At 51.2% G+C, this 21380-nt stretch carries 15 protein-coding genes and 1 pseudogene; 5 read left to right on the top strand and 11 right to left on the bottom strand.

Going from position 1 to position 21380, the window contains the following annotated elements; all coding sequences use genetic code 11:
• Positions 1-7 precede the first annotated feature (7 nt).
• From fdxA to glgC, 5 genes and pseudogenes are all read right to left on the bottom strand, one after another.
• A complete protein-coding gene (gene fdxA, locus SQ11_RS00155; RefSeq protein WP_041512445.1) occupies positions 8-331 on the bottom strand; it encodes a ferredoxin FdxA in 324 nt (107 codons plus the stop codon).
• A gap of 204 nt (positions 332-535) precedes the next feature.
• Positions 536-1759: an alpha-amylase/4-alpha-glucanotransferase domain-containing protein gene (locus tag SQ11_RS00160; protein ID WP_368730360.1), complete on the bottom strand. Its 1224-nt coding sequence runs from the start codon at positions 1757-1759 to the stop codon at positions 536-538.
• A 30-nt stretch (positions 1760-1789) separates the two neighbouring features.
• Positions 1790-2593 (bottom strand): annotated as a pseudogene (locus SQ11_RS18170) (glycosyl hydrolase); the annotation flags it as partial.
• A 196-nt stretch (positions 2594-2789) separates the two neighbouring features.
• On the bottom strand, positions 2790-4490 hold the full coding sequence (locus SQ11_RS00165) for a glycoside hydrolase family 57 protein (protein ID WP_041512446.1): 1701 nt from the start codon (positions 4488-4490) through the stop codon (positions 2790-2792).
• A 153-nt stretch (positions 4491-4643) separates the two neighbouring features.
• Positions 4644-5921 (bottom strand): glucose-1-phosphate adenylyltransferase, encoded by a 1278-nt coding sequence (gene glgC, locus SQ11_RS00170; RefSeq protein ID WP_041512122.1) that lies wholly within the window; start codon positions 5919-5921, stop codon positions 4644-4646.
• 425 nt (positions 5922-6346) lie between these two features.
• Between glgC and glgB the strand changes: the two genes are divergently transcribed.
• Complete coding sequence (gene glgB, locus SQ11_RS00175) at positions 6347-8566, top strand: 1,4-alpha-glucan branching protein GlgB (RefSeq protein ID WP_232297833.1); 2220 nt, start codon at positions 6347-6349, stop codon at positions 8564-8566.
• Positions 8567-8948: 382 nt separating this feature from the next.
• Entirely contained in the window at positions 8949-10433 is a 1485-nt protein-coding gene (gene glgA / locus SQ11_RS00180) for a glycogen synthase GlgA (RefSeq protein ID WP_041512124.1), read from the top strand.
• A 197-nt stretch (positions 10434-10630) separates the two neighbouring features.
• Here glgA and glgP read toward each other — a convergent pair whose 3' ends face one another.
• Both glgP and orn read right to left on the bottom strand, forming a co-directional pair.
• The gene (gene glgP, locus SQ11_RS00185) at positions 10631-13186 is read right to left on the bottom strand and encodes an alpha-glucan family phosphorylase (RefSeq protein WP_041512125.1); all 2556 of its coding nucleotides are present in this window, start codon (positions 13184-13186) and stop codon (positions 10631-10633) included.
• Between the two features lie 337 nt (positions 13187-13523).
• Positions 13524-14069 (bottom strand): oligoribonuclease, encoded by a 546-nt coding sequence (gene orn / locus SQ11_RS00190; RefSeq protein WP_041512126.1) that lies wholly within the window; start codon positions 14067-14069, stop codon positions 13524-13526.
• Between the two features lie 103 nt (positions 14070-14172).
• On the opposite strand from orn, the gene SQ11_RS00195 reads away from it, so the two are divergent.
• The 3 genes from SQ11_RS00195 (at position 14173) to rsgA (ending at position 16832) form a co-directional block, all read left to right on the top strand.
• Positions 14173-15429, top strand: coding sequence for a M48 family metallopeptidase (locus SQ11_RS00195; RefSeq protein ID WP_041512127.1), 1257 nt, complete (start codon positions 14173-14175; stop codon positions 15427-15429).
• Between the two features lie 168 nt (positions 15430-15597).
• Complete coding sequence (locus SQ11_RS00200) at positions 15598-15939, top strand: 4a-hydroxytetrahydrobiopterin dehydratase (protein ID WP_052493888.1); 342 nt, start codon at positions 15598-15600, stop codon at positions 15937-15939.
• Positions 15940-16049: 110 nt separating this feature from the next.
• Entirely contained in the window at positions 16050-16832 is a 783-nt protein-coding gene (gene rsgA / locus SQ11_RS00205; protein ID WP_232297834.1) for a ribosome small subunit-dependent GTPase A, read from the top strand.
• Between the two features lie 236 nt (positions 16833-17068).
• On the opposite strand, the gene SQ11_RS00210 is transcribed toward rsgA, so the two are convergent.
• From SQ11_RS00210 to SQ11_RS00225, 4 genes are all read right to left on the bottom strand, one after another.
• Positions 17069-17656 carry a gamma-glutamylcyclotransferase gene (locus SQ11_RS00210; protein WP_052493889.1) on the bottom strand — a complete coding sequence of 196 codons (588 nt, stop codon included), beginning with the start codon at positions 17654-17656 and terminating at the stop codon, positions 17069-17071.
• A 275-nt stretch (positions 17657-17931) separates the two neighbouring features.
• A complete protein-coding gene (locus SQ11_RS00215; protein ID WP_041512129.1) occupies positions 17932-18363 on the bottom strand; it encodes a hypothetical protein in 432 nt (143 codons plus the stop codon).
• Between the two features lie 440 nt (positions 18364-18803).
• Positions 18804-19220: a universal stress protein gene (locus tag SQ11_RS00220; protein ID WP_198140761.1), complete on the bottom strand. Its 417-nt coding sequence runs from the start codon at positions 19218-19220 to the stop codon at positions 18804-18806.
• 86 nt (positions 19221-19306) lie between these two features.
• A complete protein-coding gene (locus SQ11_RS00225; RefSeq protein WP_041512131.1) occupies positions 19307-20662 on the bottom strand; it encodes a SulP family inorganic anion transporter in 1356 nt (451 codons plus the stop codon).
• Between the last annotated feature and the right edge of the window lie 718 nt (positions 20663-21380).

Below are 21380 nucleotides of genomic sequence, written 5' to 3' on the forward strand. Positions count from 1 at the left end.
TGCCGGATCAGCGTTCCAGTTTATCCAGCTTATCCGTTACCTTTGCCCAATCATCGGCATCGGCCAAGGCATCTTTCTTTTCAATGATGGGTTTCCAGTCTTTTGATAACTCGGAGTTAAGTGTTATGAAATGCTGTTGATCCGTCGGCACATCATCCTCGGCGAAAATCGCTTCCACCGGACACTCAGCCACACATAGTGTGCAATCTATACACTCGTCCGGATCGATCACCAGAAAATTAGGCCCCTCGCGAAAGCAGTCCACCGGGCACACATCTACGCAATCAGTGTATTTGCATTTGATACAGCTTTCAGTTACCACATAAGTCATGACGAGTCCTTGCTTGTCTCTTTGAGAATCCGCGATTTTACCAGAAATTTTGCGGACACCACTAAACTCTATTACCCGGTTGTGCGAGGATAGCCACGCCATTATCAGGGGTTTAAACACCGGTGTGATTCGCTCAGGCGCAAGCGGCAAAAATGGGTGCAAGCTGACCAGCACTCGCATAGGTCCGGAGCGCGGCCCAATGGATTATCCGGGCTTAACCCCACCCCTTCCGTTACCGGGTAATCCGTCGGGCCTGCTCTTTTTCGTATTGAACTCCAAAGTAATAATCAATTCCCCAACACTGAGCGGCCACTCCAGCATCAGTGTCACAGCCTGCATGATTTTTTCGAATCCGCCTTCTGATTGTGATACGGAATAATGAGGCTGTGCACGTAATGCCGCTGGAGATGAGATATTTAGCACAATACTTCCACCCAGTTCATCGTCATCCAGCGTCAAGCGGGTCATAGTGGACAATTCAAGCAATTGGCCGAATCCGCCGGGAATCTGACCCTCATGGATGTAGCGGCCACCCCAACCATCGCAACTTGGCATGGCGAGATTGATCTCGGTGCTGAATATCCCCTCCACTTCACCGGCAAAACGGTATGACACAAGCAGCCGGTTATCTGTAAGGTTAAAACTTTTTTTAATATGCAGCGGAAACACATCCGCCCGGAAGCATGTTCCATCGACAGCAGACGACTCATGCCGGTAACTCACAAACACACCATTCAAACGATCCACAAAAAGCCCTCGCGCATGATCGTCAGCTTCCATATCAATCGTTTCTATCTTATGCTTGAAACTGATCCGGTCATGTGCCGAGGCGATTCCCGTACCGTTGTGTTCGCGTGCGCCATGCCCGCTCCGATGAATTCTATGATGATAATGTTCAGCCTGCCGCTGTAACGTATCGCCAAAATTATGCCGCAATGCATACGAATCAAGTTCATAAATGGCGCCGCCGTCATCCAGCTTCAGCACTGCCTGGATCAAACCATTCTGTAAATATATTTCCTCCGTTCCGTCAAGATCGGTATCTTCCACGAAACGTGCGGGGCGTGGTGCGCACGCATCGAGCATCGCTTCCAGTTCGACGATCGCTTTATAAACTGCACGCCGCAGATGGGGTAGATACAATCCCCCAAACAAACCATGCCAATAGGCATCGTTAGCCTGGGCCTCATAGAGTCTTTGTTTCATTGCGGCGTCCCTCTTCCCCTCCGGCAAGGCAGCCAGCCGCGCGGAAAGACCCAGCATGCGTTTATGCATCCAGTTGGATTCGGGATAACGGGACAGGAAATTTTTCCAGATGCCCCCACGCAGGAATGCCTTGTGACGCTCATACCAGCCTGCGGTTTTAGCTTGTTGTATCAGACCGGCATAGATATTGGCGGGTTGGGCGGGCAATGTCCACTCGTTCATTTCGATATATGAAGTGGTGGGCAAATAAATGATACCGCGGGTTCTTCCCCCGCTATGATAGTTACGATAATGCTGGGTACGAATCCTGGAGGATGCCAGCACCCCCTGAATGAATTTATCGAGCCAGCCCTTTTCATATACCCATTGATACGTTTCCGGCCAGATACCGAACTTTTCGATATCATCAAAATAAATCGCCGCATTACCGCCGCCCGCTGTGTTTTCAGCGAGCGACTCGATATACGCCACGACTTCGTTGGCCGGTGAAAACGGCAGCTTGTAACGCAAGGATTCCGAGATGGGAAAGAGATCAAGCTTACGCCCATCTTCTTCAGTGGTGAAATAGCCGTCCAATTCTGTTGCGGCTTTACCTGCGCAGAGAAAATGATAATCATCCACGATCACATAGCGGATGCCGCAATCGGCCAGAGCCGGCACCACCGTCGCCTCCCAGACGCGCTCTGTCAGCCACGCGCCTTGAGGACGGTGCCCAAGTTTCATTTCCAGTTTATCCGAGAAGGTCTAAATCTGGCCGATGCGATCCCGGTTGGGAATCGCCGCCAATACGGGCTCCGTGTCACCGGCGCCGAATAGCTCAACCTGTCCGCGCATCACCATTTCCCGCAACAACGCCATATCCTCTGGATAACTGTCAATCAGATAGTCCAATAGCCAACCGGAGATATGCATTGCAAAGCAAAAATCAGGATAACGATAGAGCACACGCAAAAAAGGTTGATAACAGCGCAGATGCGCGTCAGCGAGCACTTCTGGGAAATTGCCGACAGGCTGGTGGGCATGAACACCGAAAAGCAGGGAGATGGGTTGGGGCATCGAGTTATCCTCGGGAGAAATATTTCGCCACGGACTTATACGGATGCTTGCGTGCGTACTGCGCCGCTACTTAGTGCTCTTACTGTATGTATAAATATCCTGCTGCCGGAACATCCGTTCTTGCCAGGTCCCGCCACCGAAATCGCTTCAGTAAGGAAGCGCCGCATTTGAGGCGGAAAGTTTGCGATAACCTATCTCAAGAAGCGCGTCGCATTGTGCCGCCAGACTCGGGAGCACCGCCCCCATGACTGATGGGTTCGAGTACGGTTTTTGGCGTTGGCAGTTTTAGCAGACCATAAAGATTGGCCAGGTTTTCGCGAAATAACTGATCGAAGCTCGATACCACATAAGGCGGATTATAATCGCCTAACCACCAGAACCAGTCGGAACTTTCGCAGGAAGCCAGCTGCCGCTCGGCTTTGAGCATTTCTTCATCGGTCAATCGTCCGCTTTGCATTACCAGGTCGTAGCTATGCTTGGCTGCACACAACAGATCCCAGGCGTAATTCTTATCACGGTCGCCGATCCATGTGGAGAACGTGCCATATACCCAGCTACCGGCAGCCAATACCGGCAGATCGGTCGCGTCAATGTGCTTCATCGATGCAATATAGTCATGATAAGTGGTGACTTGAATCGAGGCATGGTTTTCAAGTATCCCATACAGATCATTAAGAAAATAGTATCCATTGTACGGGTAGTACTCCCACGCATTTTCGCCGTCCAGAATCACGCTTACCACCGGATTCTCTCCGGGCAGCGCATTACGGCCGATATCTTCAAGGGAGTGCACCAAATGCTCGGCGGCATCGCGTCCGAACCATTTCGCATACTCGAAGCCGATCATGTCCGATAACTTCTCATCGCGGAAGAAGCAGGTAACGCTGTCGGTTTTACCTCGTACCCGGTAGGGACGATAGAGATAACGTCCTCGGTCTGGTAGATGCTGGTTTTCATATGAATGGCGCAAGCTATTGGCCAGCACGGCTTCGCCACTGGCGGTCCATTGACAACCATGTTCCGCCAGGATTTCCAGGAACGGCGCGGATACGGCGCCTTCCGCCGGCCACACGCCCCCGGGGCGTATGCCGAAGCGCCGCGTATGACTTTCGATGGCCGAGGCCAGATGAACCGCGACGCGCCCCCTCCCTCCAGGGTAAGCCGGCTCCGCTGGCAGATTCTCATGGGGCATGCTGTCGCGAGCGGAGGAGAAATCGATCAGCAGTGGAGCGAGCGGATGGTAATGCGGCGTAGTGGACAACTCGATCTGACCCGACTCGGCCAGCTTGCGGTAGCGCGGAATCAACTCCTGTATCAATTTCCCAATAAGATCGAGCAATTGCATCCGGTCAGCATGGCTGAAACCCCCGCCTTGCGTCATCAATCGCACCACGGTCTCATTGGTTCTGCGCACGCTCTCCCCGGTCCACGCCAGGTGATACCATACCAGCAGGTCCGCCAGATACTGGGCGGAAAGATAGGCCAGCTCAGCCTCTCCGTGTCCCCGCAACGTTTCATGCATATCATACAGACGCTTATATGCCGGATACGGCTGCATCATCGTTACATGATTGCTGCGAAAACAACTATCGAATACACGCAGGCGATCACTGGCGGAGACTTGCTCCAGGTCAGGCGTCGCCAGCAAACGCAACAGCGGGTCCCGTATATCTCCCATGGCGAACTGTGCGGCATAGTCCTCCAGTTGATCCAGCAGCACCGGCACAAAATTTACAACCGCCTTCATTAAAGGATGCGCCTCGAGATGCGATACCATATCGGTGTAATCTTTGATGGCGTGCAGATACACCCACGGCAGCATGAATTCGCCCGTCTCGTAATTGCGATAATCCGGCTGATGCATGTGCCACAGCAGGACAAAATTTATTGGTTGCATTTCGATATAGACCTGATTCGACAGCTTACGTGCCATAAATTATTCATAATTTCCATTCCTGATTTCTTGAGGAATCCCAGCATAGGTCCTGTCGTGCGCGTGTTACCGAAAAACTTGGGACTTATTCAGGATTTCTCTGGCATTATCTCCTGGTTACCTGACATGATGTATTCTTTGGTTAAGCATTTCGGAGGTAATCAATGTGACGCCATTTTCGGTGACATGAAATCGCTTACGATCCTCTTCCGGGTCGAATCCCGCCATCAAACCCGGTGGAATCATACAATTCTTGTCCACTATTACCCGCCTCAGGCTCACGTTACGGCCGATATCCACATTGGGTAGAATTACCGAATCCTCGATGCTGCTGTAGCTGCGTACCTGAACATTGGAAAATAATAGCGAGCGTCGCACCGTCGAGCCGCTGATAATGCACCCGCCCGAAACCATCGAATCGAGCGCCTGACCTCTCCGATCATCATCATCAAATACAAATTTAGCGGGGGGCAACTGTTCCTGATGAGTCCAGATCGGCCAATCCTCATCATACAAATTGAGATCCGGCGTCACATGAGTAAGATCAAGATTGGCTTCCCAGTAAGCATCGATGGTGCCCACGTCCCGCCAGTAAGGCACGCCGGATGCCACGTTGACGCAACTGTCAAAAAAACGGTGGGCGAATACCCGGTGACGAGGCACGAGGTACGGAATCAGGTCTTTGCCAAAATCATGGGACGAGCGCCGTTCATCATGGTCGTGAATCAATTGCTCAAAAAGAAACGAGGCATTGAACACATAAATACCCATGCTCGCAAGCACTTGTCCAGGTTGCCCCGGAATGTGCGTGGGGTCCGCGGGTTTTTCCGCAAAGCTGGTGACGCGCCAATCGTCGTTAATACTCATGACGCCGAATGCGCCCGCTTCAGCCGCCGGAATGTCGATACACGCCACTGTCATGTCTGCGGCCTTCTCCACATGATCCGCCAGCAATTTGCTATAGTCCATCTTGTAAACATGATCACCCCCCAGGATCAGCACATACTGAGGATCGTGCCGGCGGAGGATATCGATATTCTGGTACACGGCGTCGGCGGTTCCCTGGTACCAGGTTTCCTCGATCCGCTGCTGAGCCGGCAGCAGCTCGACGAATTCCTTAAAGCGCCCGTCGAGAAAACCCCATCCGTGCTGGATATGGCTGATAAGACTCTGCGCCTTGTACTGAGTGGCGACGCCAATCCGGCGAATACCGGAGTTAACGCAGTTTGAGAGGGGAAAATCAATGATGCGGAATTTGCCGCCAAAAGGCACGGCGGGTTTGGCGCGCCAATCGGTAAGCTGCCGCAAACGGCTACCCCGCCCCCCCGCCAATATCAACGCGATTGAATTACGCGTAACCTGGCTATGAAAACGCAAATCCGCTTCTTGTGTCATCGGATAGTCCTCCGCATGTTTTTATACCGGATGTTCCATAAATCCGCGTAATACAGGGCCTTGTTTTTCTGGGATATCTTGTAAAGGCCGGCGTTGCTATTCATGCGCCCGACTGAACAAAACTTCCACACGAAACCAATACAGCGAGAACACGCGTAATGGAACATCTGCATTATGTTTATACCACTTCTTTTCCGCCTATGCACCTATTGCGATGGCGAAGCTTATCGTAGTGTTAAATCCAGATAATTCATATGGCGGCTCTGTGGGGCCTCCCAAGTGCTGGCGGTCAATTTCGGGCATTTTAGCGCGCCTCAGCAGAACCGCCTCTCGCAACCCGCCTCGCCATTCTCTCTCGTCCGAATGGATTATCTGGGTTTACCGATCTAAATCCATAGCCACGTCAAGCAAGCTATAATCCCGGCATGAATCCAAATCTTATGAAATCCGGCATTCCCTACAGGAACAACCCGATGCTGGACATCCTATTGGCCGCGCGGCTGCATGATCCTTTCGCCTATCTCGGCGCTCGCAAGGAGCGGGACTACAGCCTGGTGCGCGCGTTTTATCCCTATGCAGCGAATGTGTGGGTCAACATAGCAGGCGAATTCGAGCCAATGGTCCGAGTCCACCCCGCTGGCGTTTTCGAATGGCACGGCCCAGCCTTGCCGCAGATGCCTTATCTCTTGCGTATCGAGGACGGTAGCGCAGCGCCTGAAAGAATAGTATACGAAACCTATGATGCCTATGCTTTTCCGCCGCAAATTTCCGATCATGATTTGTATCTGTTCAACGAAGGCCGGCTACGGCAAGCTTATCGCACGTTGGGTTCGCATGCTATGGAAATCAAAGGTATTGCCGGCGTACTTTTCTCTGTATGGGCACCCAACGCGGAGCGTGTCAGTGTAGTGGGAAGCTTCAACCGGTGGGATGGGCGAGTTCATCCGATGTCGGTTCATGGCTCCAGCGGAGTATGGGAACTATTCATTCCAGGTCTTCCCCCGGGATCACTCTACAAATATGAGATACGTAATCGCAACAGTGGTGAAATTCTTCTCAAAACAGATCCTTATGCCACGCAGTACGAGTTACGTCCAAATAATGCCGCATGCACGCCTAATAAGGGTGAAATAGGCTGGCACGATTCTGGGTGGATAGCAGATCGTGCGGCATGGGATTGGCTGCGGGCACCATTGAATATTTATGAAATTCACGCGGGATCTTGGAAACGGCATCCGGACGGACGCTTTTATACTTATCGGGAACTTGGCCGGTACCTGGTTCCTTATATCCGCGAGATGGGCTACACCCATATCGAATTGCTGCCCGTTTCCGAGCATCCGCTCGACGAATCATGGGGATATCAGACAACAGGTTATTTCGCCGCTACCAGCCGCTATGGTTCACCGGATGATTTAAAATTTTTTGTCGATACCTGTCATCAAGCAGGCATCGGTGTTTTGCTCGACTGGGTGCCGGCGCACTTTCCGCAAGACGCATTCGCCCTATCCCGATTTGATGGCACCGCTCTGTACGAACATGAAGATCCGCGTGTGGGCCTGCATCAGGATTGGGGCACCTATATTTTTAATTTCGGACGCAACGAAGTGAAATCGTTTCTATTATCCAGCGCCCATTACTGGCTGTCGGAATTTCATTTTGACGGATTGCGGGTGGATGCCGTTGCGTCGATGCTCTACCTGGACTATTCCCGCCGTCCGGGTGAATGGCTGCCCAATAGATATGGCGGCAGGGAGAATTTGGAGGCTATCGATTTCCTGCGTGAACTGAACATTATGGTGCACGAAGAGTTTCCGGGTGCCTTGACACTTGCCGAGGAATCCACCGCATGGCCAGCCGTATCCCGGCCTACCTATGTTGGCGGGCTGGGATTCTCAATGAAATGGAACATGGGCTGGATGAACGATACCCTTTCTTATATGCTCGAGAATCCGGTCCATCGGCGATTTCATCATGACAGGCTTACTTTCGGTCAGTTGTATGCATACACCGAAAATTTCGTGCTGCCGCTTTCACATGATGAAGTCGTGCATGGCAAGGGCTCGCTGCTAAGCAAAATGCCGGGTGACGCGTGGCAGCAGTTCGCAAATCTGCGCCTGTTATTTACTTATCAAATGACCTATCCCGGCAAAAAGCTCAATTTTATGGGGAACGAATTTGCACAGGGGCGCGAATGGAATTCCAGCCGGGAACTGGACTGGTATCAGTCAAGTTATCCACAGCATAGCGGCGTCCAGGCGGCATTGCGCGATCTCAACCATCTGTACGCCAATATTCCCGCGTTGCATCAGCTCGATTTCTCACCGGAGGGTTTTGCCTGGATAGATTGCCACGACGCCGATAACTCCGTTATCAGTTATATCCGGCGCGCATGCGATGGTTCACCCGTGCTGGTCATTCTTAATTTTACACCGGTCCCGCGAATAGGCTACCGCATTGGCGCCCCTTCCCCAGGACCCTATCATGAGATATTCAATAGCGATTCTTCACACTATGGTGGCGGTAATGTGGGCAACATGGGGGAAATCGATACATTAGGCCAGCCATGGATGGGGCTGCCGGATTCCGTTATTATTACGCTGCCACCGCTCGCGGGAATTATCCTTTCGCTTGAGCCCAGATAATCCGTTAGGAAGCGAGAGGTGCGAGACGGGTTGCAGGGCAGTCTTGCCGGTCGGGAGAAGTCCCAGAGCTTGGTCGTAGTCCCATGGACGCCGCGCAAGCGGCGAGAATGACCGAAAACTCGTACCCTATAGCGGGGAAGCTCGGGCAACGCAAACCGTGGCTGATTGTGGAGCCCCAAGCCAAAGGCCGGAAGCGAGGGATTTCGATCTGGACCGGTTAAGAACGTGACAGTATTCCGGACACAGCCGTGAAGCGCTCTCAGCCTCCCTCGCAGCCGCAAAAATCGCACCGTCAGGAATACAATGTTTTGCGTGGCGGATCATGCCCCGACGCAAAACAGGTAAGGCTTGAACCTAAATCCGGTTGATCAAGGACCCACTCATGTCGCCTGTTCCATCAAATTTACCTCCCGGCGTTCTGTTCATAACACCGGAAGTCTATCCTCTACTCAAAACCGGTGGACTGGGTGATGTGAGCGCGGCATTGCCGGCGGCATTGCGGGAGCTGAAAGTGGACGCCCGCCTGCTTATCCCGGGCTATCCTCAAGTACTGGATGGACTCAAACACAAACGTAAAATTGCGGAGTTCGCCGCTCAGCCGCCATTCCCGGCCTCGCTACTGCTATCCGCCAGATTACCGTTGAGGGCGTCTGCGAGTGTTCCCGTATTTATCATCGACTGCCCCAGTCTTTACCGGCGTGAAGGGAACCCTTATGTGAATGCGGCGGGTCATAATTGGCCCGATAATGCATTGCGTTTCGGTCTTCTTTCAAAAATTGGCGCAATTCTGGCGAGCGATGCCAGCCCACTTCCCTGGCGCCCACAGGTCGTTCACTGCAATGATTGGCAAAGCGGTCTCGTGCCGGCATATCTGAATTTTCATCCTGGCGAAAAAGCGGCTTCCCTGATGGCGATCCATAATCTTGCTTTCCAAGGAATATTTCCTGCAGACACGGTTGCTCAATTGGGATTGCCCGCCGCCAGCTTCCACATAAATGGGGCCGAATATTATGGCGGCATGTCGTTTCTCAAGGCTGGGCTCTATTATTCCGATCACATCGCGACCGTGAGTCCCACCTATGCCAGGGAAATTCAGGAGGAATCCCTGGGTTTTGGCATGCAGGGTTTACTGTCGGCACGCAGCAAGCATATCAGCGGCATCGTCAATGGCATCGATACCATCGAATGGGATCCTTCCACCGATCCCAATCTTTCGCGAAATTACAGCGCCAATAAACTCGCGGCCAAAGCCGCCAATAAACAGGCACTTCAGCAGTTGCTGGGATTGGCCGTCGATCCCCGCATTCCGCTGTTCGGAGCTGTAAGCCGACTCACTTACCAGAAAGGCTACGATCTGTTACTTGAGGTAGCGGCGCAATTGACCGGACTGCCGGCGCAACTGGCAGTTCTGGGTAGTGGTGAGGTCAAGCTGGAACAGGCATTGACGGCGTTGGCGAGAAACCATCCCGGAAAAATCGCCATACATATCGGATTTGATGAAAAGCTTTCACACTTGATCGAAGCCGGAGCGGATAGCTTTCTGATGCCCTCCCGTTTCGAGCCCTGCGGCTTGAATCAGATGTACAGCCAACGCTATGGGACGCCCCCGCTGGTACATGCGACAGGGGGACTTGTAGACACGGTGGTCGATTGCACACCCGCAACCCTTGCTGATGGAAGCGCTAGCGGTTTCCTGTTTTTCGATATGACCGCCGATAGCTTTCTCGGTGCTATCCAGCGGGTCACCGTCGCCTACAATAATAAACCTGTCTGGCGCCGCTTAATGAAAAACGGCATGGCCAAAGATTTCAGCTGGCGCTCCAGCGCCGACGCCTACCGGAGAATCTACTTGTCGCTGCGATCTTGATTGAACCCAAATCCGGTGGTTGGCCGCCGCGCATTAACCAAAATAATCCATGGGGACGCAAAATGATGGCAAGCCGGGTTACGGTGTTCGCAACGCTTGAATGGGAATAGTCGTTCCACATCGTTGCGCCTTGTTCCGCATCCCGAAAACCGCACACTTTACCTCATCCAACTATCGGATCTAGGCCGTGGCGTCGATTATAGCCAGACCATCATGCCCATTTCAAAGGGATGCGTCAGCAATGGGTGGGACGGATAAACGCGTATGTAATATTCCAGTTTTCCGCATAAATCCGGAGTAAGATTCAGCGTGAACTGATACTCACCCGATTCCTCAATACCGGAAAACTCGAACGCAAAGTGTTTGAAATCGCATAGCTTGCTTTTCTTGAGTTGACGGCAAATCAGCAACTCCACCACTACGTCCTCAGGCTGCAAACCGTTCAGTCTCACCGCTACATCGAAATGCAGCGCATCGCCAAAACTAATGCGCTTCCCCGGCGTGTCCAATCGGCGTATTGATACGCCATGCCACGCCTTTCTCACAAAAGCTTTCCACACGGCAATTTTTTTTGCGCCGCTGAAATCTTTATCGGCGTACAGCGCACCCTGCCTGCTGGCTGGCACATAAAAATTTTTGGCATACTCGCTGACCATGCGTGCGGCATTGTATCTTGGCAGCAGCGACATCATCGAGTTTTTGGCCATTTTCACCCACCCTGGCGAATAACCGAATTTATCGCGGTTGTAATAGAGCGGCACCACATGGTCTTGCAGGGTTTCGTAGAAATCCCTGCTTTCTTCCTTGTCGCGTAACGATGGCGCCATATTCTCCGGCCCCGGCTTGATGGCCCAGCCATTCTTACCGTTATAACCTTCTCCCCACCAACCGTCGAGGACACTCAGATTGATTGTGCCGTTTATACCCGCTTTCATACCCGAGGTGCCACTGGCTTCCAGAGGATATACCGGGCTGTTAAGCCACACATCCACTCCCGCCACCAACCGGCGGGCAAGACGGAGATCGTAGCCCTCGACCAGAAGAAGCTGCCCCTCGAATTCAGGACGCTGCGCAATCTGGCTGACACGCCGGATCAAGTCCTGTCCTGGCACATCGGCGGGATGTGCCTTGCCCGCAAAAATCATCACCACCGGGCGTTCTTGATGAATCACAATTCTTCGCAACCAGTCAAGATCTTCGAACAGCAATGCAGCGCGTTTATAAGTGGCGAAACGGCGGGCAAAGCCGAGTGTCAGGATATTTGGATTAATGGGGTCGGTGAATCTGAGCAGGCGATCGAGATGCGCTTCAGAACCGTGATTGCGCGAATTCTGCAACGCAAGACGGGCACGTATGCCATAGAGCATTTGCGATTTCAGCGTTTGCCGTACGCTCCAGAACAAATGATCAGGGATACCCTCTATACGTGACCAATATTCAGGATCGGTAATATTGGTGCGCCACTCGTAACCGAGATAGCGATCGAACAGATCGGACCATTCCTGCGCCAGAAAGGTTGGCACATGAACGCCGTTTGTGATGTACGCCATCGGATTTTCTTCCGGCTCGATCTGAGCCCATAAATCTTTGCAGATGTGCGCCGATACGTTGCCATGTATCTTGCTTACGCCATTGTGAAAGCGTGAACCGTGAATGGCGAGGGCCGTCATGTTGAAATCGTTGCTGCCTGGCACATGTCCCAGCGAAATAAGCTCCTCGCGGCTTATCTTGAGATTCTGGCAAAATCCCTCGAAATATGTTGATATCACATCATGGCTGAAATAATCATGTCCCGCCGGAACCGCAGTATGGGTAGTGAACACCGTATTTGCCGCAACCGCCTCCAGCGCGCCAGCGAAATCCAGACCGTGCTTCACCAAATCACGCATGCGCTCCAGCATCATGAATGCCGCGTGCCCCTCGTTGATATGCCATACCGTCGGGGTGATCCCGATTTCCCGTAGCGCACGGGCGCCGCCCACGCCAAGAATGATCTCCTGCTCGATGCGCATGATTCTGTCGCCACCGTAGAGTTGATGGGTGATATCACGGTCTCCCATTGAATTCTCCGGTAGATCGGTATCCAGCAAATAGAGTACTACGTGACCGATTTTTGCCCGCCAGACCTTCACGACCACCTTGCGATGCGGCAATTCCACCTCGATGCGCGCTTCCGAACCATTCTCATGTAGTACGGGCACGACCGGCAAATCCTCGAAATCCGAGTCGGTATAGGTGACTTGCTGGTTCCCCTGATTATCGATGGTCTGGAAAAAATACCCTTGACGATAAAGTAGCCCGACACAAATCAATGGCAGGCGCAAATCACTCGCTGCCTTGCAATGATCACCGGCAAGGATGCCGAGACCCCCGGAATAGATCGGGAAGCTCTCGTGGAATCCAAATTCGAAACAAAAATATGCTACCAGGTCATTTGGCTGAAAACCTCCGCCGCTATCCGGGTGTGCCGGCCCGGACTGATAGGAATCGTAGGCGGATATTGTGCTATTGTAGTTAGCCATGAACACCGGATCTTCCGTCGCTTTCAGCAATATCGATTCATCCACCCGCTTGAGAAAGGCTTTGGGATTATGCCCTACCGCACCCCAGAGTCCGGGATGCAGGCGCGAAAACAACGAGCGTGTGGAACGATCCCAGCTGTACCAGAGATCGTTGGCAAGCTCCTCAAGACGCGCTAGGCGAGGGGGAATTTTTGGGTTGACAGCGATAGTGAAAGCGGTGCCGGAAGACATGCGTGATTTTCCTTGAAAGAGTTGGAAAAAGATTATCTCCACCCGGAGATCGCGTTTATCCTAAATCCGGTAGTGGCAGGTGAAGTGTGGGGTTCTCTGGGTGCGGAGCAAGGCGCACGACGCGGAATGGCTGTTTCATTCCAAGGCGTGGCGAACAACGCGCCATATCGCAAAACTATGTGATTCACCCCCGTAGCGACCCCACCCGAAGGGGGAGTCAAATAATACGAAACATTATTGGTAATCTTAACATGATCTGTTAAACCCAGATAACCATGGCGACTCTTTGAGCCTAACTGGATTTAATGAGCGGTCAACTACGGAATTTAGCGGTATTCTATATTTTAATAAAATGTTCGCGATAATAGCTCATCTCGGCAATGGAATCATAAATATCCGACAAGGCTTCGTGCTTGCATTGCTTGGTCAGCCCCGCGGCGATCTCCGGCTTCCAACGTTTTACCAATTCCTTCAGAGTACTCACATCGAGATTACGATAATGAAAATAGGCTTCCAGTTGTGGCATCCAACGAGCCAGAAAACGCCGATCTTGACAGATCGAGTTGCCGCACATAGGAGAAACCCCGGGTAAAATATGTTCCTGCAGAAATGTGATCATGCGCATTTCCACCTCGGCCTCATTCAGTCTGGATGCCTTGACCTTGTCTATCAGACCGGATTTGGAGTGAGTGGATTTATTCCAGCTATCCATTCCATCCAGCACCGCTTCGGATTGTGATATCACCAGAACCGGTGCCTCAGCCAGCACGTTCAATTGAGAATCAGTGACTACCAAAGCAACTTCGATGATGCGGTCATTATCCGGGTTCAATCCGCTCATTTCCATATCTATCCAGATGAGGTTATTGCTATCTTGTGCCATAATTGAACCGGTTTCCTGAATTTTCAATCTGTAATTGTGTCATATTGGTGGTGGCCCGTCACCTTTCGTCAGGCTCATCAATTCGATCATCGGCGAATAATATATGCAAACTTTTACAGCTGTATTTCTCGTTGCCCTGCTGCTTACATTCTGTGCGCGGATGTGGTTGGCAACACGGCATATCCATCATGTTCTCGCCCATCGCAATAAGGTGCCGGCAAATTTTTCTTCGCGGATCGATCTTGAAGCACACCAGAAAGCTGCGGACTATACGTGCGCGAAGACCCGCCTCGGCTACGCCAGCATATTATTGGAAACAGGGCTTTTGCTGATATTTACCCTGGGAGGCGGGCTGAATGCGCTGGCCGCATTCTGGTCGGCCTGGTTAAGCAATCCGCTTGCTCATGGCATGGCGCTAATTATCAGCGTCATGTCGCTGATAAGCCTGGCTGGCATTCCCATAAGCTATTATCGAACCTTCGTTATCGAGCAAAAATTCGGCTTCAATAAAATGACGCCTCGGATGTTCCTGAAGGACCTCGCCGGCCGGGCTGCACTGGGGATGCTGTTGGGCATGCCCTTGTTGTTTGTCGTGCTCTGGCTAATGGAAAAAATGGGTACAAACTGGTGGATATATGTCTGGCTCGCCTGGATGGGTTTCAATCTGGCGGTTCTGGCCATTTACCCCACCTGGATCGCCCCCCTGTTCAACAAATTCACGCCGCTTGAAGATGCTCCGCTCAAGATGCGTATTGAACAACTCATGCGTAAGTGCGGCTTCAAGTCCAGCGGTCTTTTCGTGATGGATGGCTCGCGCCGCAGCAATCATGGCAACGCATACTTCACCGGCTTCGGCAAAACCAAGCGGATCGTTTTCTTTGATACCCTTCTCTCCCGGCTGGATGGGTCCGAGATTGAAGCGGTATTGGCGCATGAATTGGGACATTTCAAGCGCCGTCACGTCATTAAGCGCATCCTCTGGACATTTGCCATGAGCCTGATATTCTTGTGGGTGCTTGGCTATTTGATGCAGCAGGACTGGTTTTACCGGGGATTGGGAGTTTCGGTTTCTGCCCTCCCTTCAACTGCGATGGCGCTACTTCTGTTTTTTCTGATAATGCCTGCATTCACCTTTCTATTCCAACCGTTGGCGAGCCTATACTCGCGTAAGCACGAGTTTGAGGCGGACGAGTATGCGGCGCACAATGCGTCCGCCACAGATCTCATACGAGCCCTGGTAAAACTCTACCAGGACAACGCGGCAACGCTTACCCCCGATCCCCTGCATTCGGCGTTTTATGACTCGCATCCGCCCGCGGCAATGAGAATAGCACGGCTACAAAACCTGGCGCATAATTGACACCAAGGCACGTCTGAAAAATTCAAGATCCAGGGTAACAAGAATATTGACGCCGGCGCCTATGACCGATATATGGAAATCAGATGGCTGCGAAATTGAAATTTTTGCGGCCTCTTCTTAAATGTGGGATATCGACTTAATTTATATCATTAACCAGTGGGAGCGCTAATGGATACTGTTGTCAACGATCTGGCCACCAAGCAATGCAGGCCCTGCGAGGGGGGAATGCCGCCGCTTTCATCCACGGAAGTTACCATACTGATGGATCAGCTTGATGGATGGGAGTTTTCCGGCAAACTCATTGCAAAGACCTACAATTTCAACAATTACTATCAGACGATGGCTTTTGTCAACGCCATTGCATGGATCTCGCATCGCGAAGACCACCATCCGGATATGACTGTTGGCTATAATAAATGTCACGTGGAGTACACCACTCACGCCATCAATGGATTGTCCGAGAATGATTTCATTTGTGCCGCAAAAATAGACACGCTCTTCAAGATTTGAGTCCAACTCGCCGCACTTCTTCCCCATCAGCAATTCCGGGACAGATAGTTGCTGCGTTTGGCCGGCATTTTCTTGTTAAAACCGCAAGCCACGAATCACTTTCTTGTGTAATGCGCGGAAAAAAAGGGGGTGCGGCATGCGGTGATCATGTGGAAATCAAGCTCACCGCGTCGGGACAAGGCGTGATCGAAACGATTCTACCCCGCAGTGCGCTGCTTTACCGCAGTGACGTTTATCGTGAAAAAATTATCGCTGCCAATGTCACCCAGGTAGTCATCGTGGTGGCGGCCGTGCCGAGCTTTAGCGAGGAACTTGTCAATCGTTGTCTCGCAGCCGCCGAGAACCAGCGTATCAAGGGTTTGATCGTACTCAACAAGGCAGATCTTATTGAACCTACGCGTGCTGCTGCTGCCTCCCTCTCCCTTTATCGGGACTTAGGTTATCCCTTGCTGGAAATCAGTGCCAAAACCAGCGTTGCGCCGCTTCTACCCTATTTTAAAGATCAGCTTAGCGTTCTGGTTGGGCAATCCGGCATGGGCAAATCCACCCTCATCAACGCTCTGAGTCCGGATGCTGAACGCGTTACCGCCAGTATTTCCGTTGCGCTTGATACCGGACGGCATACCACTACCCATGCCCGGCTCTTCCACCTCGATGAAAACACTCGCATTATCGATTCTCCGGGTATGCAGGAATTCGGCCTGCACCATATTGATGGCGAAGATTTGGCATGGGGATTTATTGAGTTTCATCCTTATATTGGACGATGCAGATTCAACAATTGCCGCCATACCGCTGAACCGGGTTGCGCGCTTACTCAAGCGGTGCAGGAAGGAAAAATCAGCCGGCGGCGCCTACGTTTCTATCACACGCTGGCAGCTTGCCGCGCTTAAAACGTGAAAGAGAGGGTATGGGGGGATAATCTTTAGGATTTCGAAGGCCAACGATTATTTTATCGGCCAAGAAGGGGAAACTAATGTGGACTAACCGGAACGCTATCGCTGCCGATTCCGGGAGATTCCGGGGTTAAATACCTACGCAGACGAAACAAACACTTTCCGCGAGCAAATAACCCCGGTTTGGGAGACTTTACAACTGCCGACAAGCGCTCAGATGACGCTGAAGTACCTTATGCCTCTTTAGCCAGAGCCTGCCGTGTGCTATCCACATCGACATGAAAACGGCTTAGCGGCAGGTCGCCAAATAACAGCGCCTCCCTCTCGGCACGGCGATCGCTATTTGAATCCGCTTGTGCTTCGAATGTCCGCAGCCATTCGACGTATTCAATCGGCAAGCCATGGTCGAGAGCACCTGCTATGACGAATGCCTTATACCATTGATAGGGCCGCAGCACCGCTTCTTTATAGCTGGCCACGTAAGTTGCCGCGGGGTACGTACCCGTTGCGGTAACCACCTGAACATTGGCTTCACTGTATCCTGTTCCAAGGCCTTCCGCCGCGTTGAGGCTCTCCTTGTCCTTTACATTTATCTTGTAAAGAACTCCATAAACCCGATTATTGGGATTATTCGTCGTTTCGATATCGCATTTACCCGAGCCATCGCGGCTGACTTTGCCAAAAGTAAATCTGTGGCCCTGAACGAAACCGACATCGATTGCGACAGCGGATGGTGCGATATTCGAGGCTTGAAGCCTACGGGAAAACATATTTGCACCGTAGGCGAAATAGAAAAATGTCTGGGTCGATATTTTTTGCATGATTGATTATCTATAAAAATGGTTGGAAAAAATCCGGAGCATCTGAATGCTTGACGGATACATGTTTAGAACCACTACTTAACGACAACTAAGATAAAGGTTGTGTCATTCGTGCTGGCCGGAATGCCGGTTTATTGCCACCCGCTATCCTTTTACCGTTTCTAACACACTCTTTTCCTATACTTCTAACTTCTATTATCTGATTTATTCCTTCGTTTTTCAGTTACAGCTTCTACCGCATAGCTTCCGACCCTGTGGAGCGCTTATGCTTGTATCTATAGATTTGCGTCATAGGTACTACCCGTGTTCATTTCGGGTGAATAAGCGCCCTCGCACTCTTTACGGTCGTGATCGAATTTCTTCCATATACGTACCCGCTCCTTCTTTTTTTCGGCATTCGCAGCGCGAAGACTCTTTCCGTAATCGCTCCACGCCTTTCTTTGAGAAAACCGCCGTTCTTTATAGCTTGGGATATTCCAGCTGGCCTTTTCTGCGTCGCGCCGGGCTTCCAGTGCGTTCCCGGCTAAGGATGACCAGATATTTACCATATTTGCCAGCGAAGTATCACGTTCGTCAATGGCGTTCTGTATGCAGGAAATATCTATTTGCGCACCCGCCACCCCGGTGTTGCCCTCCTTTGCGGAGACCGGAAGCGCGATGAACCCTATACTTGCGAGAATGAGCACTTTAACAATCCTGCTTTTCATTAATCTTCCACAAAACGAAACGGTACTAATTATTCCGAAGCTGATTCTCGGCGACTTCTTATTACGGATTGAATCTAACGTCTATTCACAAATTCTTGACATCTATTATACACTTTCTTGACATTTGTAAAGAGCTTTTTCTGAATCTAATACACTTTTTTGTTGCGCATCGGGAATCCGCAGGGGGAGCAAACGGGAGGAAACCAAGCCTTCGAAATACTTCATTAACCGAGACCGGCAAGCCGATAATCCAATCCCGACTCCTCCAAGTTTTCTAGACTAACTTACGAGCCGTTGCTCCCCCACTTTCAACATCTGAAATCCGGTAAAATTATTGAATGCCGTCCAGGTACAGGAACAATTTCTTCACAATTCCCGCCCATTCCTTGCATTCGCAAGATCGATCCGAATAACCCGGATCCCATTTTTTTTGTGAGGATTTACGGGAGACGAACCAGAAGAATCGAAGTATCCACCGTATTCACCAGTTGCCCCGCCACGGACCCGATAACCAGGCGTTCCAGGCCTCGCCGGCCCTTTGTTCCTACCACAAGTAAATCGGCCCCCCATTCGGTGACGGCATTGGCGATAGCTTCCGATACGCCGTTCAAACCATATTCGCCGTCCGCGTCCAGTAGGCGGGTTTCCACCGTGATCGCATTGCTGGCGTTGGACTTGGCTCTTTCAAGTAGGCCCGCCCCCTTTTCTCGATTCCCGCCACTTTCTTCGTCCGCATCGGATTCCGCCACGGCATGAACCACGCATAGTTTGGCGCCGTACGCGCCGGCAATACTCAGAGCTTCTTGTAATGCATTCCGGGAAATTTCATCGTCGCCTATCGCGACCATGATTTTCATGTACATTTGAATTCCTCTTGATAAAGAAAGATCTATAAAATGGCGGGCATGCCTCGGCCCGCCATCCGTTGCCAGGAAACTACCGATCAGTCGGCACCGCCATTTGCGTTCACCGAGAATTTCTCAAAATATTTTTTGACAATGACCTTGCTCGGTATTTTGCCAGCTTGCTTGAAAACCAGATAGTTGACAAGGCCGTGCACCGCCATGGCGATCAGCAAACCTTCGAAAATACCGACCTTATAGACTAGGAGGCCGCAAAGCGTGGCCAATATCATGGCGTATTGGCCGTAATGGGCCACGTGCCATAGTCCCATGATCATTTTCCAGCCGGAGAAAATCATGATGGCCGCCAGCGAAAACTTGGGAAGATACTCAAGATACTGGGAGTTAAGGACAAAGAATGTGACCACGATGCCTACGATAAGGACGGAGAACTTGGTCATGGCACCGGCCAATCTATTGGTGGTGCTTTTTGCCAGGCCGTCCAGATTGGTCATGCCGCCGAAGAAGCTGGAACCCATATTGGATATCCAGATAGCCAGCAAGCTGTTATTGGTGTTGCATTTGCGTTTTAGCGGATCTATTTTCTCGATGGCGGCGTTGCTCATGACCTGTTCTATCACATCGATCACCGCCAGCATGGCCGCAAAGCCGATCACATACATCCAGGTCAATGCGCTGTCGAAGTGCGGTATCGGCAAAGCCAATGCGAGGTCCACATCATCCACGTGCAACATGGACATGGGCATGAATTGTGCAAGCGCTATGCTTGCCCCGATCAACAGGAAATAGGGAATCGCTGGTTTTGTATCCTTGAATTTCGAAAACAGGTATACAAACATGGAAAAACCGGCTAAGGATACGAGCGCCATTTGTACACGTGCACCGTTCCAGAATGCATCAGCAGATTCTTGCTCAGCGGGCAACTCATAGGTAAATGTCAAAAACTTGAGAGCGATCTTCAAGCCGACCCCCGCCAGCAGTCCTTCGACAAGATAGCTTGGCACCGCCAGCAAAATATATTTTTGCCAATCGAATTTCCATATCACCGCTTGCATGGCGGCAGTCAGGAAAATAACGAACGCCATGTTTTCGATGCCAAAACTGTGAACCCCCATCGCCAGGACTGGCGCCAAGCCCGCTGCCACCCCAGGAGTGCCAATGTAGTTGCCCGGCCTGATGAAAGCATTGATCCAACCGATGAAACAGGCGAACGCAACAGTCGCCAGGGCCACCTTGATGGGATACTCGGACATCAAGGCAATCCCGACAGACAGGGGAATCGCCATGGCTCCCGTTATGATCCCCGCCTGGAGATCGCGGGCAACATATTTAGCCTGAAATCCCGCTGACCCTACGGGGACAATTGGTTCCGGTGTCCCGTCGGATTGGTGATCATCCGACGGTACAAGCGGTTTGTCTGAAGTATATGAACTCATAATACTCATCCTTCCTTAAAAAATTTAACTATCGAAAAGTTTTACATACAAAAAGAATAAACCGCCACGAAGCCTGATTCTGTCATTGCTTTGACCTCTGCTGCCCTACGGGTGAGAAAAACGGCTGATCTGACGTATAGCATAAACAGCGTATGGCGCCCGATCCCCCAACAACCCAACCTCTTCCAAAAGTTTTTCCCGATCCAGTGCGATGGCATTTTGTAATGAATGCTTAGCAACTGCCTTCATCGAAAGCGTTATATAAATCGCAACGCTTCGTTAATGCCTTAAACACGACGCTAACATATCACTACATGTGTGAAGAAACTGTTTGCTATTTATAAAGAATTTGTGAAGTACAATAAGATTTCTGGTATGAATATCGTCGTCCATAGCAGAAACCTATGATTAAAAGCAGGCTTAATATTTTATATTTTTTATATAAATCAATTATATATTTATGTCTCTATACCCTCTTGCGGAAAATATCAAACTCACGAGGTCGATTGAAAGAGATCTGCATAAATCTCTATTTGTGATCTTTTATTGATATTGTTATGGTTGGATTCGGATAGGATTATGTCGGTCCGGGTTTTTCACCGGATCGCGGAATGGAGATGTAGCTGCCTGCACCGGACAGGTAGCTGAACATCGATCTGCCAATGGTGTAAGCATCAGGGGCGGCCATCGGACGCAGGGCCACGAGCATCATCTCTAA

This window comes from Nitrosospira sp. NpAV (genome assembly GCF_000832065.1).
Classification (GTDB): Bacteria; Pseudomonadota; Gammaproteobacteria; order Burkholderiales; family Nitrosomonadaceae; genus Nitrosospira.

What these genes read in the sequence shown, in the direction of transcription:
- fdxA (WP_041512445.1), bottom strand. Translation starts at nt 331, where the DNA reads ATGACTTATGTGGTAACTGAAAGCTGTATCAAATGCAAATACACTGAT.
- SQ11_RS00160 (WP_368730360.1), bottom strand. Translation starts at nt 1,759, where the DNA reads ATGAACGAGTGGACATTGCCCGCCCAACCCGCCAATATCTATGCCGGT.
- SQ11_RS00165 (WP_041512446.1), bottom strand. Translation starts at nt 4,490, where the DNA reads ATGCAACCAATAAATTTTGTCCTGCTGTGGCACATGCATCAGCCGGAT.
- glgC (WP_041512122.1), bottom strand. Translation starts at nt 5,921, where the DNA reads ATGACACAAGAAGCGGATTTGCGTTTTCATAGCCAGGTTACGCGTAAT.
- glgB (WP_232297833.1), top strand. Translation starts at nt 6,347, where the DNA reads ATGAATCCAAATCTTATGAAATCCGGCATTCCCTACAGGAACAACCCG.
- glgA (WP_041512124.1), top strand. Translation starts at nt 8,949, where the DNA reads ATGTCGCCTGTTCCATCAAATTTACCTCCCGGCGTTCTGTTCATAACA.
- glgP (WP_041512125.1), bottom strand. Translation starts at nt 13,186, where the DNA reads ATGTCTTCCGGCACCGCTTTCACTATCGCTGTCAACCCAAAAATTCCC.
- orn (WP_041512126.1), bottom strand. Translation starts at nt 14,069, where the DNA reads ATGGCACAAGATAGCAATAACCTCATCTGGATAGATATGGAAATGAGC.
- SQ11_RS00195 (WP_041512127.1), top strand. Translation starts at nt 14,173, where the DNA reads ATGCAAACTTTTACAGCTGTATTTCTCGTTGCCCTGCTGCTTACATTC.
- SQ11_RS00200 (WP_052493888.1), top strand. Translation starts at nt 15,598, where the DNA reads ATGGATACTGTTGTCAACGATCTGGCCACCAAGCAATGCAGGCCCTGC.
- rsgA (WP_232297834.1), top strand. Translation starts at nt 16,050, where the DNA reads ATGCGCGGAAAAAAAGGGGGTGCGGCATGCGGTGATCATGTGGAAATC.
- SQ11_RS00210 (WP_052493889.1), bottom strand. Translation starts at nt 17,656, where the DNA reads ATGCAAAAAATATCGACCCAGACATTTTTCTATTTCGCCTACGGTGCA.
- SQ11_RS00215 (WP_041512129.1), bottom strand. Translation starts at nt 18,363, where the DNA reads ATGAAAAGCAGGATTGTTAAAGTGCTCATTCTCGCAAGTATAGGGTTC.
- SQ11_RS00220 (WP_198140761.1), bottom strand. Translation starts at nt 19,220, where the DNA reads ATGAAAATCATGGTCGCGATAGGCGACGATGAAATTTCCCGGAATGCA.
- SQ11_RS00225 (WP_041512131.1), bottom strand. Translation starts at nt 20,662, where the DNA reads ATGAGTTCATATACTTCAGACAAACCGCTTGTACCGTCGGATGATCAC.